This is a genomic window from Mycolicibacterium austroafricanum, from assembly GCF_000612725.1.
GTDB lineage: Bacteria > Actinomycetota > Actinomycetes > Mycobacteriales > Mycobacteriaceae > Mycobacterium > Mycobacterium austroafricanum.
The window spans coordinates 396,295-417,320 of record NZ_HG964453.1 but is presented as its reverse complement, the minus strand read 5'-3'; the positions used below and the strand labels follow the sequence as shown (position 1 = coordinate 417,320).

General features: G+C 66.6%; 20 protein-coding genes and 2 tRNA genes. 13 read left to right on the top strand and 9 right to left on the bottom strand.

The features are described from left to right. From BN976_RS15790 to BN976_RS15775, 4 genes are all read left to right on the top strand, one after another. Positions 1 to 468: sulfite exporter TauE/SafE family protein (locus BN976_RS15790; RefSeq protein WP_036372302.1), on the top strand; the 468-nt coding region annotated here is incomplete at its 5' end. A gap of 58 nt (positions 469 to 526) precedes the next feature. Further along, positions 527 to 799 (top strand): metal-sensitive transcriptional regulator, encoded by a 273-nt coding sequence (locus BN976_RS15785; protein ID WP_011781182.1) that lies wholly within the window; start codon positions 527 to 529, stop codon positions 797 to 799. A gap of 120 nt (positions 800 to 919) precedes the next feature. Next, positions 920 to 1,492: a class I SAM-dependent methyltransferase gene (locus tag BN976_RS15780; RefSeq protein ID WP_322787921.1), complete on the top strand. Its 573-nt coding sequence runs from the start codon at positions 920 to 922 to the stop codon at positions 1,490 to 1,492. Between the two features lie 98 nt (positions 1,493 to 1,590). Then, the gene (locus BN976_RS15775) at positions 1,591 to 1,923 is read left to right on the top strand and encodes a rhodanese-like domain-containing protein (protein WP_036371853.1); all 333 of its coding nucleotides are present in this window, start codon (positions 1,591 to 1,593) and stop codon (positions 1,921 to 1,923) included. Between the two features lie 21 nt (positions 1,924 to 1,944). Here the strand turns inward: BN976_RS15775 and BN976_RS15770 are convergent, their stop codons facing one another. The 3 genes from BN976_RS15770 to BN976_RS15760 form a co-directional block, all read right to left on the bottom strand. Then, positions 1,945 to 2,565: a DsbA family oxidoreductase gene (locus tag BN976_RS15770; RefSeq protein WP_011781185.1), complete on the bottom strand. Its 621-nt coding sequence runs from the start codon at positions 2,563 to 2,565 to the stop codon at positions 1,945 to 1,947. Between the two features lie 106 nt (positions 2,566 to 2,671). Continuing rightward, positions 2,672 to 4,849, bottom strand: a complete 2,178-nt coding sequence (locus tag BN976_RS15765) for a glutamine synthetase III family protein (RefSeq protein WP_036371851.1) — start codon at positions 4,847 to 4,849, stop codon at positions 2,672 to 2,674. 96 nt (positions 4,850 to 4,945) lie between these two features. Then, on the bottom strand, positions 4,946 to 5,890 hold the full coding sequence (locus BN976_RS15760) for a LysR family transcriptional regulator (RefSeq protein WP_199558956.1): 945 nt from the start codon (positions 5,888 to 5,890) through the stop codon (positions 4,946 to 4,948). 119 nt (positions 5,891 to 6,009) lie between these two features. Here BN976_RS15760 and BN976_RS15755 point away from each other — a divergent pair, with 119 nt between their 5' ends. The 5 genes from BN976_RS15755 (at position 6,010) to BN976_RS33790 (ending at position 12,156) form a co-directional block, all read left to right on the top strand. Next, positions 6,010 to 8,322: an FdhF/YdeP family oxidoreductase gene (locus tag BN976_RS15755; RefSeq protein ID WP_036371846.1), complete on the top strand. Its 2,313-nt coding sequence runs from the start codon at positions 6,010 to 6,012 to the stop codon at positions 8,320 to 8,322. A 1-nt stretch (position 8,323) separates the two neighbouring features. After that, on the top strand, positions 8,324 to 9,187 hold the full coding sequence (gene fdhD / locus BN976_RS15750) for a formate dehydrogenase accessory sulfurtransferase FdhD (protein WP_011781189.1): 864 nt from the start codon (positions 8,324 to 8,326) through the stop codon (positions 9,185 to 9,187). A gap of 72 nt (positions 9,188 to 9,259) precedes the next feature. Next, entirely contained in the window at positions 9,260 to 10,570 is a 1,311-nt protein-coding gene (locus tag BN976_RS15745) for a glycosyltransferase (protein WP_036371845.1), read from the top strand. 10 nt (positions 10,571 to 10,580) lie between these two features. Continuing rightward, positions 10,581 to 11,879, top strand: a complete 1,299-nt coding sequence (locus BN976_RS15740; RefSeq protein WP_036371843.1) for a nucleotide disphospho-sugar-binding domain-containing protein — start codon at positions 10,581 to 10,583, stop codon at positions 11,877 to 11,879. A 103-nt stretch (positions 11,880 to 11,982) separates the two neighbouring features. Continuing rightward, on the top strand, positions 11,983 to 12,156 hold the full coding sequence (locus BN976_RS33790; RefSeq protein WP_158013710.1) for a hypothetical protein: 174 nt from the start codon (positions 11,983 to 11,985) through the stop codon (positions 12,154 to 12,156). Here the strand turns inward: BN976_RS33790 and clpX are convergent. Both clpX and BN976_RS34050 read right to left on the bottom strand, forming a co-directional pair. After that, complete coding sequence (gene clpX / locus BN976_RS15735; RefSeq protein WP_011781192.1) at positions 12,153 to 13,433, bottom strand: ATP-dependent Clp protease ATP-binding subunit ClpX; 1,281 nt, start codon at positions 13,431 to 13,433, stop codon at positions 12,153 to 12,155. The genes BN976_RS33790 and clpX overlap by 4 nt on opposite strands. 355 nt (positions 13,434 to 13,788) lie before the next feature. Continuing rightward, a complete protein-coding gene (locus BN976_RS34050) occupies positions 13,789 to 14,088 on the bottom strand; it encodes a hypothetical protein (protein ID WP_036371836.1) in 300 nt (99 codons plus the stop codon). Positions 14,089 to 14,251: 163 nt separating this feature from the next. On the opposite strand from BN976_RS34050, the gene BN976_RS15725 reads away from it, so the two are divergent. After that, positions 14,252 to 14,695: a TIGR03618 family F420-dependent PPOX class oxidoreductase gene (locus BN976_RS15725; RefSeq protein ID WP_036371833.1), complete on the top strand. Its 444-nt coding sequence runs from the start codon at positions 14,252 to 14,254 to the stop codon at positions 14,693 to 14,695. Positions 14,696 to 14,699: 4 nt separating this feature from the next. Here BN976_RS15725 and clpP2 read toward each other — a convergent pair whose 3' ends face one another. From clpP2 to BN976_RS15705, 4 genes are all read right to left on the bottom strand, one after another. Further along, entirely contained in the window at positions 14,700 to 15,338 is a 639-nt protein-coding gene (gene clpP2 / locus BN976_RS15720; RefSeq protein ID WP_011781195.1) for an ATP-dependent CLP protease proteolytic subunit ClpP2, read from the bottom strand. Further along, positions 15,335 to 15,919, bottom strand: a complete 585-nt coding sequence (locus BN976_RS15715) for an ATP-dependent Clp protease proteolytic subunit (RefSeq protein ID WP_011781196.1) — start codon at positions 15,917 to 15,919, stop codon at positions 15,335 to 15,337. Before BN976_RS15715 ends, clpP2 begins: the two co-directional genes overlap by 4 nt. Positions 15,920 to 16,042: 123 nt before the next feature. After that, a complete protein-coding gene (gene tig, locus BN976_RS15710; protein WP_011781197.1) occupies positions 16,043 to 17,464 on the bottom strand; it encodes a trigger factor in 1,422 nt (473 codons plus the stop codon). A 46-nt stretch (positions 17,465 to 17,510) separates the two neighbouring features. Then, positions 17,511 to 17,587, bottom strand: a tRNA-Pro gene (locus BN976_RS15705). Between the two features lie 136 nt (positions 17,588 to 17,723). On the opposite strand from BN976_RS15705, the gene BN976_RS15700 reads away from it, so the two are divergent. The 3 genes from BN976_RS15700 to BN976_RS15685 all read left to right on the top strand — a co-directional run bounded on the left by BN976_RS15700 (position 17,724) and on the right by BN976_RS15685 (position 20,733). After that, a tRNA-Gly gene (locus BN976_RS15700) sits at positions 17,724 to 17,794 on the top strand. Positions 17,795 to 17,953: 159 nt separating this feature from the next. Continuing rightward, positions 17,954 to 18,685 (top strand): hypothetical protein, encoded by a 732-nt coding sequence (locus BN976_RS15695; protein ID WP_145977955.1) that lies wholly within the window; start codon positions 17,954 to 17,956, stop codon positions 18,683 to 18,685. A gap of 777 nt (positions 18,686 to 19,462) precedes the next feature. Next, positions 19,463 to 20,733 (top strand): IS3 family transposase gene (locus BN976_RS15685; protein WP_109489571.1). Its coding sequence is split into 2 segments (ribosomal slippage): positions 19,463 to 19,736 and positions 19,736 to 20,733, totalling 1,272 coding nucleotides; the frame shifts between segments, so codons are not numbered across the junction. Positions 20,734 to 21,026: the final 293 nt, after the last annotated feature.

The following is a 21,026-nucleotide window of genomic DNA, read 5'->3' as shown; positions in this document are numbered from 1 at the left end:
GAAGGACTCATCGTCGGCCTGGTCACCGGCCTCGTCGGCGCCGGCGGCGGCTTCCTCGTCGTCCCCGCCCTCGCCCTGCTCGGCGGACTCCCCATGCCCATCGCCGTGGGCACCTCACTGATCGTCATCGCCATGAAATCCTTCGCCGGCCTGGCCGGCTACCTGTCCAGCGTCCACATCAACTGGACCCTCGCCCTGGCCGTCACCGCCGCCGCCGTCATCGGCGCCCTCATCGGCGCCCGACTCACCGCCATGATCAACCCCGACTCACTACGCAAAACCTTCGGCTGGTTCGTCCTGGTCATGTCCTCAGTCATCCTCGCCCAAGAAATCCACCCCGCCGTCGGCATCACCGCCGCCGCACTCACCACCCTCGCCGCAGCCACAACATTCGCCTGCCAGCGCTACGCCCACTGCCCACTGAGCCGACTCACCACACGACTCACCACACCCAAAGCAGCCGCATGACCCGGCTCGCGAAACACACCACATGACCATTGGGGACACAGGAAAGGAGGACCCGGCAATGACCGGAGAAAAGGATCCCGCCAGTGCGGTTCTCAATCGGTTGCGGCGCGCCCAGGGCCAATTGGCCGGGGTGATCACCATGATCGAACAAGGCCGCGACTGCAAAGACGTCGTCACACAGTTGGCGGCGGTATCGAAGGCGCTCGACAAGGCCGGCTTCAAGATCGTCGCGACCGGATTGCGGGAATGCGCCACCGGCACCACCGCACGCGGAGACCATCCACCGATGACCGAGGCCGAGCTGGAAAAGCTCTTCCTCTCACTGTCGTAACCCCGCCGAACGCGGGAACTCGACCCTCGATGAAAGGCCGCAGCGATGGATTCGTCTGTGTGGGATGAGCGCTACGCCAGCGTCGAACACCCTTGGGGCTCAACGCCGCCATGCGCACTGATGGCACGCTACGCAGCGCTGCGGCCTGGGCGTGCCATCGATCTCGCCTGCGGCGATGGCCGCAACGCGCGGTACCTGGCCGAGTCCGGTTGGGACGTCGAGGCGGTCGACTTCTCGCCGGTGGCCATCGAAGTGGCGAAAGGCGTGGATGACAGCGAGAACATCTCGTACACCGTCGGCGACGTCAGAAACTGGCAACCCGAGAAGCGTGCGGACCTGGTGGTCATCAGCTTCCTGCATCTACCGATCGACGAACTGGTCGCGGTCATCGCCACCGCGGCGACCTGGCTGCGCCCCGGCGGGCATCTGCTCTACCTCGGCCACGCCCTGGAGAACTTCGTCTACGGCGTCGGAGGACCGGCAGACCCCGCGATCCTGCCCGGCCTGGCCGATCTCGCGCGGGCAAGCCAGGGGCTGCGCGTCGTCGAAATGGCGCATCTGCTCAGGCCACAGGGCGACCGTCAGGCCGTCGACGTGCTCCTCCACGTCCAACCGTGGGACCCCGACCAAGGTTGGTCTCCGCAGGCGCCGGGTCAAGCGGCCACAGCGGTCACCGACACAGAATCGAAGTGAAATGACTTGACGAACAACGCAATTCCCATCGCTGCACCACGCAGATGTCCGAAGCCGACATTGAGTCTGCAATCCGCATGAAAGGAAAGGCCCGACAAATGGACGTACTTGAAGTCGATCCGACCGGGGCGACGGGGCTTGTCGACGGCGCCGGCGCCATCCTGCTCGACGTCCGCGAGGACAACGAGTGGTCAGCCGGACATGCTCCCGGCGCAGTTCACGTGCGACTGGGTGACCTCGACCCGCGCAGCTTCGACACCACCTCGCCAGTTGTCGCGGTGTGCCGGTCGGGCAACAGATCAAGTTCAGCGGCAAAGAAACTTGCGGCCGCCGGGGTCACCGTCTACAACCTCGTCGGCGGCATGAAGGCATGGCGGGAGGCAGGACGACCCGTGATCCGCGACGACGGCTCGGCCGGCACCGTCGTCTGATCGAGAAGGATCACGGTCGGCTCAGCCGAAGACGTGGTCGACGAATGCCTCCGTGTCCCCTTTCCAGGCGATGACGAAGTTGCCGACGTCGTCGCGGCTGATGGCCAGGCTGGGGCAGAACCAGCTTCCGCCGTCTTCGGTGAAGAAGTGCGGCGAGCCGACCACCCCGCGGGTGCGGCCCTCGTCCCAGTCGGCGCGGACCGCGGTGGACGTGGCCTCGGCGTCGAGCGGTTGCAGGCCGAAGCGGCCGGCGATCTCCTCGACGACCTCGGGTCGACCGATGTCGAGCCCCTCCTCGAAGACGGCGTTGCGCAACGCCAGGCCGACCTGCTCGATCAGCACGGAATCGCCGGTGCGGTCTGCCGCGGCCGTCACCGCGAACGCCGCCATCGAGGTGGTCGGGAAGGCGTCGACAGAGAACCCGGCGAACAGGTCGGGCCGTACCGACGCGCGCAGCGCGGAGATCTCCGCTTCGACGTGGTGCGGGTCGAGCGGCTTGCCGTTGATCAGCTCGAGCGGCCAGGCCCGGATCCGCAGGTGCGGTTCGGTGAGGCCGTGACGGTCGCGCCGGTCGACCAGCGTGCGCAGCCCGGCGTGGGTGAACGGACACAAGACGTCGGCGAAGACCTCGACAGTGCGCATGGCGGCGACGTTACGCGGCCGAACACCGCGCCGCGACGTCGCCCTGCCCGCCCTACCCTCCGGCGGCCCCGGATGCCCGGGGCCGCCGGATTCGGACAAGGCGGCCTCAGAGGATGTAGAGCATCTCCTGGTAGGTCGGCAGTGGCCAGAGATCGTCGGCGACAACGGTTTCCAGCGTGTCGGCGGCAGTACGGACTGCCTCCATCGCCGGTAGCAGCGCCTGCTGGGCGTGCGTGGCCTCGTCGAGCGCGGCCTCGCCGGCGTGCCCCGACAATGCGGCCTTGAGCGCTCCCAGAGCGGTGGTCAGCTCGGCGATGGGCGCCGAAACCGCCTGCAGCAGCGTGGTATCGGCATCCATGCCGGCCGCCTTGAGCGTGGCGACGTTCTGCGCCAGCTCGGTCTGGTAGCGGATCGCCGCGGGCAGGATCACCGTCGTTCCGAGCTCCAGCGCGAGCTTCGCCTCGACCGCGATCGTCAGCGCGTACTGCTCCAGACGCACCTCGTACCGACTGTGCAGCTCACGCTCGCTGAACACGCCGTAGCGCTCGAACACCTCGACGGCGGCGGGCTTGATCAGCTCGGGAATCGCGTCGAGCGTGGTCTTGAGATTCGGCAAACCGCGCTCGGCCGCTTCGATCTGCCAGTTCTCCGAGTAACCGTCCCCGTTGAACACGACCGCGCCGTGCTCGGTGATGATCTCGGTGAGCAGCGTCTGCACGGCGCTGTCGAAATCCACCCCGCCGGCAACGGCCTTCTCCAGCGCGGTCGCCATGTAGTCGAACGAATCCGCCATGATCGTGTTGAGGATGATCATCGGCACGGCGACGGTCTGACCGGAGCCGGGGGCGCGGAACTCGAACCGGTTGCCGGTGAACGCGAACGGGCTGGTGCGGTTGCGGTCACCCGGATCGGTCGGCAGCGTGGGCAGCGTGTCGACGCCGATGTGCATGACGCCCTTGCCCTTCGACGACGTCGCCGCGCCCTTGGCGATCTGATCGAACACGTCGGCCAGCTGCTCGCCGAGGAAGATCGAGATGATCGCCGGGGGCGCCTCGTTGGCGCCGAGGCGGTGATCATTGGTCGCCGAGGCCACGGAGACCCTGAGCAACCCGCCGAATTTGTGCACCGCACGGATGATCGCGGCGCAGAACACCAGGAATTGCGCGTTCTCGTGCGGGGTGTCGCCGGGCACCAGCAGTGACCCCAGGTCGGCGTTGCCGACCGAGAAGTTGACGTGCTTGCCCGACCCGTTGACACCGGCGAACGGCTTCTCGTGGAACAGGCATTCCATGCCGTGCTTCTTGGCGACCGTCTTGAACACCGTCATCAGCAGCTGCTGGTGGTCGGAGGCGATGTTGGCGCGCTCGAACATCGGCGCCACCTCGAACTGCGCCGGGGCGACCTCGTTGTGGCGGGTCTTGGCCGGGATCCCGAGCTTGAACAGTTCCCGCTCGGTGTCCATCATGAAGCCGAGCACCCGCTCGGGGACGGCGCCGAAGTAGTGGTCGTCGAACTCCTGACCCTTGGGCGGTTTGGCGCCGAACAACGTCCGGCCGGAGTTCACCAGGTCGGGCCGGGCCAGGAAGAAGTGCCGGTCGACGAGGAAGTACTCCTGCTCGGGGCCGCAGAACGACACCACCTTCTGCAGGTTGTCGTGGCCGAACAGCGCCAGGATCCGCTCGGCGTGGACGCCCATCGCCTGCTGGCTGCGCAGCAGCGGGGTCTTGTAGTCGAGTGCCTCGCCGGTCATCGACACGAACACCGTCGGGATGCACAGCGTGTTGCCGTTCGGGTTCTCCAGAATGTAGGCGGGGCTGGTGACGTCCCAGCCCGTGTAGCCGCGCGCCTCGAACGTGCTCCGCAGGCCCCCGGACGGGAAGCTCGACGCGTCCGGCTCACCCTGGATCAGCGTCTTGCCCGCGAACTCGGCGAGGGTCTCGCCGTCGGAGATGGGTTCGAGGAAGCTGTCGTGCTTCTCGGCGGTCAGGCCGGTCATGGGATAGAAGACGTGGGCGTAGTGGGTGGCCCCCTTCGACAGCGCCCAGTCCTTCATCGCCGAGGCGACGGCGTCGGCGATCGCCGGGTCGAGCTTGGCGCCCTTCTCGATCGTCGCGACGACGGACTTGTACACCGACTTGGGCAGCCGTAGCTGCATCTCGGCCTTGGTGAACACGTTGGAGCCGAAGATCTGGCCGGGCGCCTCGGTCGGGTCGAAGCTGATCGCCGGGGGAACATAGGCCTCAACGTTGTTGATCGCCTGCAGACGGACTGCATTACCGCTCAATGGACTTCCTCATCGGTGCGTCGTCCGCAGCTGCTTTCTCGGACGGTTGACCGACCCACCCTAGGAACGGTCGATGCCGAACTTGTTACGTGAGCGTCAAAGCCTCGGTCCGCGTGTTACAGCGGTCATCTCACTCCACATGTTGCCGATCCGGCTTCCCAGGTCGATGTCGGCGGCCACCGCGACGAGCGCGGCCGCCACGATCGACGTCGGCGCGCGGTCCAGTACGACCAACCCGATCGCCGGACGAGGACCGTGCTGGACCATCGGCCGCGCGGCGAAACCCTGCGGCACACCCAGCTGCGGCAGCCAAGCCGTGGAGGCGATCGTCGCCCGGCGCGAGTGCGTCAGGTGGGCGTAGAGAGCATCGACCGAGTCGGCTTCCACTGCGGGACGGTAGCTGACGCCCTCGGCGGCCATGTTGGCATCGAGGATGCGCCGGTTGCGCATCGTGGTGGTCAGTACGCACAGCTCCATCGTTGCGGCGTCCGTCCAGGTCACCTCGGGGTGCTCCATCAGCCGGTGATCCTCGGGGGCCACCAGGACGTACTGCTCCCGGTACAGCTCGACCGATCGCGTGCCCGGGGGCGCTTCGTCATCGAGATACGTCAACCCGGCATCGATCTCGAAATCGGCCAACCGCCTGGCGATCTCGCGTGACGACAGCGCCTCGATGCGCACCGAGGCCGCCGGGTTCCGGTGCAGAAACTCCGCGGTGATGAACGGACTGGCGGGCACCGCGGTCGGAATCGCACCGACCCGGGCCGTGACGGTCAACCGTCCGCGCATCCGCTCGAGGTCGGCGAGCATCTCGTCGCGTTCGGCGATGATCCGCTGAGCCCAGGTCACCACGCGGCGGCCCTCTTCGGTGAAGCCCTCGAAGCGATGCCCGCGCTGCACGATGACGATGCCCAGGTCACGCTCCAGTCGGCGGATCGCCACCGACAGCGTCGGTTGACTCACATGACAGCGCGCGGCCGCCCGTCCGAAGTGGCGCTCCGCGGCGAGCGCCAGGAGATAGTCCAGGTGCTGCAACAGCACATCGCTCCCCTTCCCGGTCCCGGAACCGATAGACAGCGTCTATCACTGCATGTGAAATACCAAACGGGGGCTCGCGTCATCCGGCCGGGGTCGGCGTTTTCGCGGGCTAAATTGGAACCATGGCCCCCTCGAAGGACGTCGACGCCGACTACAGCGAGCTGGACGTCGAGGTCAGTGGCGCCAAGGCCGAGGCCGCCGGTGTGAAGGCCGTGATGGTCAGCATGCGGCGCGCGCTGCAACAGATGGGCCCGGTCCGCACGGTGGCCGCACTGGTCAGGCTCAACCAGCGCCACGGCTTCGATTGCCCTGGCTGCGCGTGGCCCGAGGAACCCGGCGGCCGCAAATTCGCCGAGTTCTGCGAGAACGGCGCCAAGGCGGTCGCCGAGGAAGCCACCAAGCGGGTAGTCACCCCGGAGTTCTTCGCCCGCCACACCGTCGCCGAGTTGGATGCCAAACCCGAGTACTGGCTGTCCCAGCAGGGCCGGCTGACCCATCCGGTGGTGCTTCGGCCGGGCGACGACCGCTACCGGCCGATCGGGTGGGACGAGGCGTACCGGCTGATCGCCGACGAACTCAACGCGCTCGACGACCCAGACCAGGCCGTCTTCTACACGTCGGGCCGCACCAGCAACGAGGCCGCGTTCCTCTACCAACTGTTGGTGCGCAGCTTCGGCACCAACAACCTGCCGGACTGTTCGAACATGTGCCACGAGTCCTCGGGAACCGCGCTCATCGACGCGATCGGGATCGGCAAGGGATCGGTCACCGTCGACGATCTCGTCCGGGCGGACCTGATCCTGATCGCCGGGCAGAACCCCGGCACCAACCACCCGCGGATGCTGTCGGTTCTGGAGAAGGCAAAAGCCAACGGCGCCAAGATCATTGCGGTCAACCCGTTGCCCGAGGCCGGCCTCATCCGGTTCAAGGACCCGCAGAAGGTGCACGGCGTGCTCGGCGACGGCGTGCCCATCGCCGACGAGTTCGTTCAGATCCGCCTCGGCGGCGACATGGCGTTGTTCGCCGGTCTGGGCCGGCTGCTACTGGAGGCCCAGGACAAGGCCGGTCCGGGCGTCCAGATCGTCGACCGCGACTTCGTCGACGGCCACACAGCCGGCTTCGCCGAGTACGAAACCCGAACCCGCGCTGTCGATCTCGATACCGTACTGGAAGCCGCCGGCATCGACCGGGCGCAGCTCGACCGCGTCGCGGCGATGATGGCGACGTCGCAGCGCATCGTCGTGTGCTGGGCGATGGGCCTGACCCAGCACAAGCACGCGGTGCCCTCGATCAGCGAGATCTCGAATGTGCTGCTGATGCGCGGCATGATCGGCAAGCCCGGCGCGGGCCTGTGTCCCGTCCGTGGCCACTCCAACGTGCAGGGTGACCGCACCATGGGGATCTGGGAGAAGATGCCAGAGCGGTTCCTGGCCGCCCTTGACGCCCGGTTCGGCATCGCCTCACCGCGCGACCACGGCTACGACACCGTCGACGCGATCCGGGCGATGCGCGACGGGAAGGCCACGGTCTTCATGGCCATGGGCGGCAACTTCGTCTCCGCCACGCCGGACACCGCGGTCACCGAGTCCGCGCTGCGCAACTGTTCGCTGACGGTGCAGGTGTCGACGAAACTCAACCGCAGCCACCTCGTGCACGGACGCACCGCCCTCATCCTGCCCTCGTTGGGCCGCAGCGACCGCGACATCCAGGCGACCGGAAAACAGCTGGTCTCGGTGGAGGATTCGATGTCGATGGTGCACCTGTCCCGCGGAAGCCTGCACCCGCCCGGCGATCAGGTGCGCAGCGAGGTCGCGATCGTCTGCCAGCTGGCTCGCACAGTGTTAGGCCCCGACCACCCGGTGCCCTGGGAGACGTTCAACGCCGACTACGACACCATCCGGGACGCGATCGCGGCGGTCGTCCCCGGTTGCGAGGACTACAACCGCAAGGTGCGCGCCCCCGACGGGTTCCAGCTGCCGCACCCGCCGCGCGATTCGCGCGAATTCCACACCACGACAGGTAAGGCCAACTTCGCGGCGTACCCGCTCGAATGGGTCCCGGTGCCCGAGGGCAGGCTGGTGCTGCAGACCCTGCGCAGCCACGACCAGTACAACACCACCATCTACGGTCTCGATGACCGCTACCGCGGCGTCAAGGGCGGGCGCCGGGTGGTGTTCGTCAACCCCGCCGACCTGACGAGGTTCGGCCTGTCCGACGGTGATCGGGTGGACCTGATCTCCGAGTTCACCGACACCGACGGCCGGTTGCAGGAAAGGTGCGCGAAGGACTTCCGCGTCGTCGCCTACCCGACCCCGGAGGGCAACGCCGCCGCCTACTATCCGGAAACGAATCCGCTTGTCCCGCTGGACCACACCGCCGCGAAATCCAACACCCCGGTGTCCAAGGCGGTCGTGATCAGGTTGGAGCGCAGCTGACATGGGGCGGGTCACGGCGCGCCGCCGGGTACACCACGTGACGACAGGGGACGCCGTCGCACGACCCGACACGCTGGTGGTCGAGGAGCCGTTGGAGATCCGCGTCAACGGCGCGCCGATCACCGTCACGATGCGCACACCGGGCTCCGATGTCGAACTGGCGCAGGGGTTCCTGCTCACCGAGGGCATCATCAGCAGCCGCGAGGACATCGTCTCGGTGCGCTACTGCCGGGGCGCTCCAGTTCCCGTCCCCGAGTCGCTACGCTCCAGCCCGCCGGAAGAACAAGCGGCCAACACCTACAACGTCCTCGACGTCACCCTGGCACACGGGGTTCCGACGCCAGATGTGGACCCCACCCGGAACTTCTACACGACATCCTCCTGCGGAGTCTGCGGCAAGGCCTCGCTGGACGCGGTGCGGTTGATCAGCAAGCACGCCCCCGGGGATGACCCGGCGACCGTCACCGCCGAGACGCTGTCCGCCCTGCCCGACAAGCTGCGCGATGCGCAGAAGGTTTTCGCCGCCACCGGGGGGCTGCACGGCGCAGCGCTTTTCGGCACCGACGGCACCGAGCTGGTGGTCCGTGAGGACATCGGCAGGCACAACGCCGTCGACAAGGTGGTCGGGTGGGCGCTGGAGAACCGGCGCATCCCGCTCGGTGACACCGTGCTGCTGGTCAGTGGGCGGGCGTCGTTCGAGCTGACCCAGAAAGCCGTGATGGCCGGGATCCCGGTGCTCGCCGCGGTGTCGGCTCCGTCGTCACTGGCCGTCGACCTGGCCAGTCAATCGGGGCTCACACTGGTGGCATTCCTGCGGGGTGACTCGATGAACGTCTACACCCGCCCGGACCGTGTGAAGAACTGAGCGGACTATCTCCACCATTTCTCCACACAACCTCCAAGCACCGGGACCGCGTCACCGGCGAGCATCGACGCCATGCCGGAGATCCTCATCGCGACATGCCCACCCGTCGGACACCTCTCGCCGCTGCTGAACGTCGCCCGCGGGCTCGTCGCCCGCGGCGACCGCGTCACCGTCCTCACCAGCGCCCGCCACGCCGACAAGATCAGAGCGGTCGGCGCCGAGCCCCGACCGCTGCCCCACGCCGCCGACTACGACGACTCCACGCTCGACGCCGACCTGCCGGGCCGGGCCGCGACAGCAGGCCTGGCACGGATCAACTTCGACATCGAGAGCATCTTCGTACGCCCGCTACCGCACCAGTTCAGCGCGCTACAGGAACTGCTGGTGACCGACCGCTTCGACGCCGTCATCGCCGACGCGCTCTTTCTCGGTACCCTGCCGCTGTTACTCGGCGACCCCGCCAAACGTCCGCCGATCCTGTCCTACTCCACCACACCGCTGTTCCTCACCAGCCGGGACACCGCCCCGGCCGGGCCGGGGATCGCACCGATGCCCGGGATGATCGGCAGGTTCCGCAATCGCGTGCTGGCACGTGCCACCCAGTCGGTGTTGCTGCGCCCGGGCCAGCGCGCGGCGGAGCGGATGCTCGAAGCGATGGGCCTGCCGGAGCTACCGGTGTTCATCCTGGACTCCGCGGTCCTCGCGGACCGGGTGATCGTCCCGACGGTCCCCGAGTTCGAGTACCGTCGCAGCGATCTGCCCTCCCATGTCCGATTCGTCGGCCCGGTCAGTCCGCTGCCCGGCAGCGACTTCGTCGCCCCGCCGTGGTGGGGTGAGCTCAACGCCGGCAGGCCCGTCGTGCACGTCACACAGGGCACCATCGACAACGCCGACCTCACCCGGCTGATCGAACCGACCATCGAGGCACTGGCGGACGAAGACGTCACGGTCGTAGCCACCACCGGGGGACGTCCGATCTCTCAGATTCGAATTCCTCTACCCGCCAACACCTTTGTCGCCAAGTACGTGCCACACGACGTGCTGCTGCCGATGGTCGACGTGATGGTCACCAACGGTGGTTACGGCGCCGTCCAGCGCGCGCTGTCCGACGGGGTGCCGGTGGTGGTCGCCGGGCATACCGAGGACAAGCCCGAGGTGGCCGCGCGGGTCCGGCATTTCGGCGTGGGAATCGATCTGCGCACCGGCACACCGACTCCGACCCAGGTGCGCCGCGCTGTGCGGAAGGTGCTGCACGACCCGGGATTCCGCACCAAGGCCGGGTGGCTGCGCAGCGCCTACGCCGCCTATGACAGCGTCGCCGAGATCGCGAAGCTCGTCGACCAAGCAGTCGCGCAGCGGACGCAACCCCTCCAGTCGGCCTGAGGCAGCACCGATGGCCGCCGTCCTGATCGCCGTGCTGTCACCCATCGGGCACGTCGAACCGCTGTTCGCCGTCGCCGAGGATCTGGTCTCCCGCGGAGACCAGGTGACCGTGATGACCGGTGCGGCGCATACCGATTCGATCCGCGCGATCGGGGCGCATCCGCACCCGCTACCGCGGTACGCGGACTTCGACGACGCGCCGTTCGACACCGGTCAGCGCGCCGCGACCTCCGGAATCGACGCGCTCAGCCGGGCCGTCATCCGACTCTTCCTCACGCCGATGCCCCTCCAGGCGGCCGAACTGCGCAGGGCGCTGGCCGATCGGCACTACGACGCGGTGATCGTCGACTATCTGTTCCTCGGCATCCTGCCGTTGCTGCTCGACGACACGGTCCGCACACCGCCGGTGCTGCACTACACGCCCACGCCCATGATGCTGTCCAGCCGTGACACCGCGCCGGTTGGTCTGGGTCTGCCTCCGGCCCGCACCGCGGCCCGCCGGGCGCTGTACCGCGCCCTGACGCTGCTGTCGCAGAAAGTCCTGCTGCGCAACGCCCAACGCACCGCCGACCGGATGCTGACGTCCATGGGTGTGCCACGGCTACCGGTGCCGCTGCTCGATGCCGGGAGGCTGGCAGACCGGTTGATCGTGCCGACGGTGCCGAGCTTCGAGTACCCGCGCAGTGACCTGCCAGAAGGGGTGCGGTTCGTCGGACTGGTCCGGCCCCGCTCGGCGGACCGCTTCGTGACCCCACCGTGGTGGGAAGTGCTCGACGCGGACCGACCCGTCGTGCACGTCACGCAGGGCACCGTCGACAACCGCGACCTGTCACGTCTGATCGAGCCGACGATCACCGCACTGGCCGACACCGACGTCACGGTGGTGGTCAGCACCGGCGGCCGCACCCGGGACTCGATCCGGGTGCCCATCCCCGCCAACACCCATGTGTGCGAGTACATCCCACACGACCGACTGCTGCCCAAGGTCGACGTGATGGTGACCAACGGTGGCTACGGCGGGGTGCAGCGCGCACTGGCCGCAGGGGTGCCGCTGGTGGTCGCAGGCAGCACCGAGGACAAGCCGGAGGTGGCCGCCCGGGTGGCGTGGTCGGGGGCCGGAATCAACCTCGACACGGGTACACCCTCGGCCGACGCCATCCGGTCGGCGGTCGCACTGCTGCGCAGCGACGACCGCTACCTTCGCAACGCCCGCCGATTGGAGGCGGCGTTCGCCCGCCAGGACGGAATCGCCGAGATCGCCGCACTCATCGACGAGCTCGTCGGCGTACGCCGGACAGCGGCCACATGAATGCGTGCACCTGCCCCTACCTGCCACCGACGGACAGCCCGGTCCGAAATCCACGTGGCCGGCTACCCGTGTCCACCGGCGGTCCGACCGGAAGGCTCGAAGCATGTTCGCCAACCTTCAGTTCATCGCCGTCACCGCATTCCTGCTGTGGGGTCTGGCCAGCGCACTGTGCGACGTGCTCCCCGACGACGGAGCCCGCAGGGAACGAAAATGCGCTGAGGGCCGTCAGTCCTCTGGACTGAACGGCCCTCAGCGCAATATCGGTGACAGCAGCTAGGCGCTCTTGTCGCGACGCTCGGTGCGGGACGGCTTGCGCGGCACGATGGTCGGCAGCACGTTGTCCAGCACGGTCTCCTTGGTGACGACCACCTTGGCGACGTCGTCGCGGCTCGGGATGTCGTACATCACCGGCAGCAGGACTTCCTCCATGATGGCGCGCAGACCGCGGGCGCCGGTGCCACGGTGGATGGCCTGATCGGCGATCGCCTCCAGCGCGTCTTCGGCGAACTCCAGCTCCACACCGTCCATCTCGAACAGCCGGGTGTACTGCTTGACCAACGCGTTCTTCGGCTGGGACAGGATCTGCACGAGCGATTCCTTGTCCAGGTTCGTCACCGACGCGACGACCGGGAGCCGGCCGATGAACTCGGGGATCAGACCGAACTTGATCAGATCCTCGGGCATCACCTCGGCGAAGTGGTCCTGGGTGTCGATCTCGGCCTTGGACTTCACCTCGGCGCCGAAGCCCAGGCCACGCTTGCCGACGCGGTCGGACACGATCCGCTCCAAGCCGGCGAACGCGCCGGCCACGATGAACAGCACGTTGGTGGTGTCGATCTGGATGAACTCCTGGTGCGGGTGCTTGCGTCCGCCCTGCGGGGGCACCGACGCCTGCGTGCCTTCCAGGATCTTCAGCAGCGCCTGCTGTACACCCTCACCGGAGACGTCCCGGGTGATCGACGGGTTCTCGCTCTTGCGGGCGATCTTGTCGACCTCGTCGATGTAGATGATGCCCGTCTCGGCGCGCTTGACGTCGTAGTCGGCGGCCTGGATCAGTTTGAGCAGAATGTTCTCGACGTCCTCACCGACATAGCCGGCTTCGGTCAGCGCCGTCGCATCCGCGATCGCGAACGGGACGTTGAGCATCTTGGCCAGCGTCTGCGCGAGATAGGTCTTGCCGCAGCCCGTCGGGCCGAGCATCAGGATGTTGGACTTGGCCAACTCGACGGGCTCCGAGCGCGAGTCGCGGGCCTTCTCGCCCGCCTGGATGCGCTTGTAGTGGTTGTAGACGGCCACGGCCAGCGTGCGCTTGGCGGTGTCCTGCCCGATGACGTAGCCCTCGAGGAATTCACGGATCTCCGCGGGTTTGGGCAGCTCATCGAGCTTGACGTCGTCGGCGTCGGCGAGTTCTTCCTCGATGATCTCGTTGCACAGGTCGATGCACTCGTCGCAGATGTAGACGCCGGGTCCCGCGATGAGCTTCTTCACCTGCTTTTGGCTCTTGCCGCAGAACGAGCACTTCAGCAGGTCGCCGCCATCTCCAATGCGTGCCATGGTGCTGGGGTTCCTACTTCCTGTCGCCGTCGATACTCGGTGGTTCGGTGTGGTGCACCGGGACCGTCGTGAGGTGTAGCCCCGACGCTACCCGCTGTTTCCGTCGCCGTGCGACCGATAAAGCCGAATAGCGTCGGTGGTATTCAGGTGTGGTTGCGACAACATATCGCCTGATTCACCCCTGATGGCCACGGAACGCACCACTGTGTCTCTGGCGTGTCGCCGCTGTTACCCGACCGAGAGTACCTGGCTGCGCGCGCTGTAACCGGCGCGCGGCGAAACCGACGATCCGTCTCCGCCGCATGCTGATGGACGCACCCGGCGAAGATCACCGGGATGCGTCATCGCGTCCGTCTCAGCGCGGTCCCGGCCCCAGCGGACCCGGACCCACCGGACCCGGTCCCACCGGTCCTGGTCCCACGGGGCCGACGACGCCCCCGACCCCGACCGGACCCACCGGACCGAGGACCGGATTCGGCGGGTTCACATACACGTTCACGGCGACGCATGTCGCGGTGGCGACGTCCCAGTACGTCCCCTCGGGGCAGACCGGGTCCTGAGCCTGCGCGACCGCAGCCGTCTGGATCAACACACCCGCGGCCGCCGACGCCAACAACGCGGCCAAGGTCATACCTGGTTTCAGTCCCACCGACATCGGCGTTCCCCTCGTGTCAGGACGCAGTCGCTCCATGCGCTGACGTCTACGTCGATAATCAGCCTGACACGCGCGAACGTTACGGCGAAGACTTTTGCCGCCATCTGCCCCGACCGCCCCTCACGACGGTGTCCGACACTGACCAACCTCGTACCCTGCGATCATGACCCCGCTCGAGGACGCCTTCGCACTGGCCGTGAACGACAACGGGTTGGCTGTGGTGTCGACGCTGCGCGCGGACCTGACGATCCAGTCGTCACTGATCAACGCCGGACCACTACCCCATCCCGCGACCGGCCGACCGGCGCTCGGGTTCGTCACCTACGGACGGGTCAAACTCGCCAACCTGCAGGCGCGGCCCCAGATCGCGGTGACCTTCCGGCGGGGCTGGGAATGGGCCACCGTCGAGGGCCGCGCCGAACTCGCCGGCCCCGACCACCCCCAGCCCTGGCTGGGATCCGACGACACCCTGCCGCGGTTGCTCCGCGACATCTTCACCGCCGCGGGCGGGACGCACGACAACTGGGACGAGTACGACCGCACCATGCGTGAACAGCGCCGCGCCGCGGTGCTCGTCACGCCGACGCGGATCTACGGCAACGGCTGAAGCGTCAGGCCTTCTGCGCCGACAGCTTGCGGTACTCCAGCACGGTGTCGATGATCCCGTATTCCTTGGCCTGCTCGGCGGTCAGGATCTTGTCGCGGTCGGTGTCCTTGCGGATCTGCGCGGCATCCTTGCCGGTGTGGCGAGCGAGGGTCTCTTCCATCAGGGTCCGCATCCGCTCGATCTCGGCGGCCTGGATCTCCAGGTCCGAGAACTGGCCCTGGATGACGCCGCCCAGTGCCGGCTGGTGGATCAGGATGCGGGCGTTCGGCAGCGCCATGCGCTTGCCCGGCGTCCCGGCGGCCAGCAGCACCGCCGCGGCGGACGCGGCCTGGCCCAGGCACACGGTCTGGATGTCGGCACGCACGTACTGCATGGTGTCGTAGATCGCCATCAGGCTGGTGAACGAGCCGCCGGGCGAGTTGATGTACATCGTGATGTCGCGGTCGGGATCGAGCGACTCGAGCACCAGCAGCTGCGCCATGATGTCGTTGGCCGACGCGTCGTCCACCTGGACGCCGAGGAAGATGATGCGTTCCTCGAACAGCTTGTTATACGGGTTGGACTCTTTGACGCCGAAGCTCGAGTGCTCGATGAACGACGGCAGGATGTAGCGCGCCTGTGGCTGCAAACGGGGGTCGGTCATGAGGTCACTCCGTTGACGTTGGTGCTGGTGATGATGTGGTCGACGAAGCCGTACTCGAGGGCTTCCTGCGCCGTGAACCAGCGGTCGCGATCGGAGTCGGCCTCGATGCGCTCGATGGTCTGTCCGGTGAACTCCGCGTTGAGGCGGAACATCTCCTTCTTGATGACCGCGAACTGCTCGGCCTGAATCGCGATGTCGGCGGCGCCGCCGGTGATGCCGCCGAGCGGCTGGTGCATCAGGATGCGCGCGTGCGGCAGCGCGTAACGCTTGCCCTTGGTGCCTGCGGCGAGCAGGAACTCGCCCATCGACGCGGCCATGCCCATGGCGTATGTCGCCACATCGCACGGCGCGAGCACCATCGTGTCGTAGATGGCCATGCCCGCGCTGATCGAACCGCCGGGCGAGTTGATGTAGAGATGGATGTCCTTGGTCGGATCCTCGGCCGACAGCAGAAGGATCTGGGCGCACAGCCGATTGGCGATGTCATCGTCGACCTGCGAACCCAGGAAGATGATGCGCTCGGACAGCAACCGCTCATACACCGAGTCGACAAGGTTGAGGCCCGATGAGGCGCCACGCATGTCAGTCACGACTGGATACCTGCTTTCTTTGTGTACTACCGACGCGGTGACCGGTCTTACGAAAGACACTAACGAACCCGCGCCGCCGGGGAGTCCCCAGACGGCGCGCGTTCGCTCACAGCATCACTTGCTGTCGTCGGCCGCCTCGTCGGAATCGGCGTCGGTCTCTTCGGTGGCGTCCTCGGCCGGGGCCGCCTCGTCCTGCTCGGCCTCGGCCTGCTCACCGGAGGGTCCGAAGAACTCGGCGGTGTCGATCTCGGCGCCGTCGGTGTCGGTGACGGTGGCGCCGTGCACCACCGCGGCGACGGTCAGCCCGCGCCGGACGTCGGCGAACATCGCGGGCAGCTGGTTGTTCTGCTGCAGCATCTGCAGCAGCTGCTGGGGCTCAAGGCCGTACTGGCGTGACATCAGCACCAGGCGCTCGGTGAGGTCGTTCTGCCCGACCTGGATCTCCAGCTTGTCGGCGATGGAATCCATCAGCAGCTGGGTCTTGATGGCCTTCTCCGCGTTGGCACGGTTGTCCGCATCGAACTCCTCGCGGCTACTGCCCTGCTCCTTGAGGCTCTCGGCGAACTTGTCCTCGTCGTGATCGAGGCCGTGGATCGCGTTGTGCAGCGTGTCGTCGACCTGCGCCTGCACGACCGCCTCGGGGACCGGGATCTCGGTCTGCTCGAGCAGCACCTCGATCGCCTTGTCGCGGATGGCCTCGGCCTGCTGCACCCGCTTGAACCGGCTGATCTTCTCCTTCAGATCGGCGCGCAGTTCCTCGACGGTGTCGAATTCGCTTGCCAGCTGGGCGAAGTCGTCGTCGACCTCGGGAAGCTCACGCACCTTGATCGACTTGACGGTGACGGTCACCTCGGCCTCTTGTCCGGCATGCTCGCCGGCGACCAGCGTGGTGGTGAAGACCTTCGACTCGTCTGCCTTCAGACCGATGATGGCCTCGTCGAGGCCCTCGATCAGCTGACCGGATCCGACCTCGTGGGACAGACCTTCGGTGTTGGCCTCGGGGACGTCCTTGCCGTCGACGGTGGCCGACAGGTCGATGGAGACGAAGTCGCCGTCCTCGGCGGCGCGGTCGACACCGGTCAGGGTGCCGAAACGCTTCTGCAGCGCCTCGATCTCGGCGTCGACGTCCTCGTCGGTGACGCTGATCGGGTCGACGGTGATCTTCAGGGCGCCCAGGTCGGGCAAGTCGATGTCGGGGCGGACGTCGACCTCGGCGGTGAACACCAGCTCCTCGTTGTCCTCGAGCTTGGTCACCTCGATCTCCGGCTGGCCGATCGGCTGCAGCGACTCCGCGGTGACGGCCTCGCTGTAGCGGGCGGGCAGCGCGTCGTTGACGACCTGCTCGAGCACGGCGCCGCGTCCGACGCGGGCCTCAAGCAGCTTGCGGGGCGCCTTGCCGGGGCGGAACCCGGGCAGCCGGATCTGCTTGGCCAACTGCTTGAACGCACGGTCGATGTCGGGTTCGAGTTCAGTGAAGGGCACCTCCACGTTGATGCGAACCCGGGTCGGGCTCAACTTCTCGACGGTGCTCTTCACGATTGGTACTCCTCTATTGCTACTCGCTGTGTGGATGGGGTGCTGCTGGTCGGGGTGACAGGATTTGAACCTGCGGCCTTCCGCTCCCAAAGCGGATGCGCTACCAAGCTGCGCTACACCCCGGTCGTGGCTGCGTCGCGCGTGCGCGCAGCATCAGACCACCGGCGATCCTACGGCCTGCCCGCGCCGAAGCCTCAATTGGATTTGAGTTGGGCAGGCCCGGTACAGTCTGCCGGTACTCTCACGTTGTGCAGTACACGCGGGCGTAGCTCAATGGTAGAGCCCTAGTCTTCCAAACTAGCTACGCGGGTTCGATTCCCGTCGCCCGCTCGAGAAAGCGCCCTGGTAGCGCGGTTTTCGCAGGTCGAACGCCCATTCGGCAGGATGGGCCCGTACCGCGCTTGTACCACTAAAGCGGTTACTTGCACCTCCATGTCGCAGCGCAGTGCCATACTCCACGCGGACTACGAGTCGGAGGGATTCTGCGGGATGTTGGACTGGCTAAAAGAAGGCCTGACCATCGCAGATTCAGGCTTCGCCGTGCTGGGCGGTCTGATCGTCGCTGCCGTGTACAGCATCAAGCCTCTGCGGCGACGGTGGCAACGCAGGCCCTCGCAGGTACAGAAGCAACAGGCCGAAATTCTTGACCAGCTTGGCCTGGGTCGGCCCTTGGAGACGATTGAAGCTGCGCTGGGGTCACCTCACCTTCTCAACCGGTGGAACACCCCAGACGGTCAGAGTGAGGATCGGATCTACCGATTGCCAGGTGCCTGGGTGGTGCTGTACCCACGTGAGGGCGCAGTGGCGGCCTACTCGATCACCATCACCGACGCGGATCTGTACTACGACACCGGGAAGATCACACGCGGGATCGTTCCTGTCCGCTTAGGGCGTAGCGTGTTTGCTGACGCACGAACAGAGGGTGCCGCCGACGCTCTTGAGGTCTACGCGCACTTCATCACGTTCTATCGGTACTACGACTACGGAGCGAATGCGGCAGGCGGGCAATTCATCTGGCTGGCCTTCAACCACGCTGGCGCCGGAGACTTCGACGGAGTATCCGCCGGGGACTGGGAAAAGCACAGGACTGCCCATGAGAGAGCTGAGGCCAGTGATCTGTCCCGCATCACGGTAAACACAATCGCGATCTGCGGCTGGGACTTACAACCCACCCTGTTGAACCACGGAGTTTACGGCCCGCACCCTGACGTGATTCGCTGAACACTCGGCGTGCGCATCACACAAGTCGGCGACAAGGCGGCAAGCCGGCAACATTTCCCGTCCGAGCAGGGCCGGCTCCCAAGGGAACAGCCCCGGCTCCGAAGAACCGGGGCTGCCCTTCAAACGCGACGATTACCGCCCGCGCTTGATTGTCCACACCACGTTGCCAGTCCGGACCTTCTTGGTCTGGCCGGGCAGGACCTTCACCGTCTTTTTGATGGTGGCCATCGGTATCACCTCCAACCCGCCGGGAACTGATCGACCGGCAGGCTCAGCACGCCCTGTTGCGCGCCGATCCGAGAGAGGTACGGTTGCCACGCGGTCTTCCCCAAGAGCGCGGCAACAGCCTCACGCCGGTTAGCCCCGATGTGAGGCTGTTCCAGTCTCTGGCAAAAAATGACGCTACAGCTTGTTGGCGACAATGCATGCGAACACCACCCCTTGTGCTTCGGCGTGTCGCATCTCGGGTTCGTGATCTTGCGGAGTTATGTTGTCTTGCTCGGCTACAGACGGCGGCTATTTGTGCAGCGGGACGACGTTCGCGGGCAGGGTCGGCGTTGCCACCATCGCCCCAAAGCGGCCATCGCGTCCGTGTGATCGTCGATGTTGAAAAGGTGGGTCTAGATCGCCAACGTTGTCGTTGATTTCGAGTGGCTCGTGAACCGGCTGACTTCCAACGCGCTCAACCTCGCCGCGACGCGCAAACTCGCGAAGGTGTGCCGGTGAACCACCCCGGGTTTGATGCACACCTTCTTTCGAGGGAAGGTTGTTCGCATTATGCCGAGGAAGTACGACGACGAGTTCAAGGCCCGGGCGGTGCGGTTGGTCACCGACCATGCCGAGGAGTACGACAGCCGCACGGCCTGTATCAGCGCGGTGGCCAAGCGGTTGGGGGTGTCCTACGAATCGCTGCGCCGCTGGGTGAACCAGGCCGAGGTGGATACCGGGGTCCGTGACGGTGTGCCCACCGATACGGTGCGCGAGTTGCGCGAGCTCAAGCGTAAGAATCGTGAGCTTGAGGAAACCATCGAAATCCTCAAGGCGGCAACAAGTTTCTTCGTGCGGGAGAGCGACCCGCGACACCACTGATCTGTGCGTTCATCGCCGAGCATCGTGCTCGGTTCGGGGTCGCTCCGATCTGCCGCGTGCTCACCGAGCACGGCTGCCAGATTGCCCCGAGAACCTTCTATGCCTGGCTGACCCGACCCCCGTCAGCGCGGACCCTCTGGGACACCGTGATCACCGAAGTGCTGGCCGGCTTCTACGAACCTGACGAGCACGGCCGCCGGAAACCTGAGTCGTTGTACGGCGCCACCAAGATGTGGGCTCACCTGCAACGCCAGGGCATCGCCGTGGCCCGTTGCACCGTGGAACGCCTGATGCGGGCCAACGGCTGGCGTGGGGTCACCCGCCGCAAAAAGGTTCGCACCACGATCGCTGACCCGGCCGCGGCGCGGGCAGCCGATCTGGTCAAACGCCAGTTCCGGGTGCCCGCCCCCAACGTACTGCTGGTGGCGGACTTCACTTACGTCCGCCTGGCCAGCGGAGCGTTCGTATACACCGCGTTCGCCATCGACGCCTTCGCGGGCCGGATCGTCGGGTGGACCTGCTCAGCCAGCAAGGAAGACAGGTTCGCGCGCCAGGCGATCCACCATGCCGCACAACTCCGAATAAACGAAGGTAATCCGTTGTTGGGCAATACTATTCACCACAGCGATGCAGGCTCGCAATACACCTCCGTGCGGTTCGGCGAGACCCTGGCGCTGTCCGGACTGGTGGCGTCGATCGGCACAGTCGGGGATGCCTTCGACAACGCTCTGGCCGAGACGACGATAGGGCTCTACAAGACCGAAGCCGTCCGCGACGACTCACCGTTCCGGCGAGGTCCGCTGCACCGCCTGACCGACGTCGAACTGCTCACCGCTGAGTGGGTGCACTGGTACAACACCGACCGGCTCATGCACCGCCTGGGCCGCATCCCACCGACCGAGTACGAGACCATCCACTACGCTACAAACACAGCCCAGCCAGAGGCTGCACACCAGTAACCAGGTGTGCATCAAACCCGGGGCGATTCACCGGAGCGGTGCGAGGCGAGCCTTGAGGGTAGTGCTGCGGCCTTGTCCCTCGACACCGTCGCGGCCCGAATACCCCGCGCTACCACGTGAGTTCTCATAGGGGCCTGGGCGAGTCCCGCCCCGAGCCGTGTATGCCGACCCCGCAGACGGCGGCATTACGTCGTGCGGTCCCCCGACATCGTCGACCCATCGCGCAGGGCTCGCCGAGGTGAAGCCAGGGGCAACCCAGGCAACACCGTGGCCTAATGAGCAGGGCGGTGACG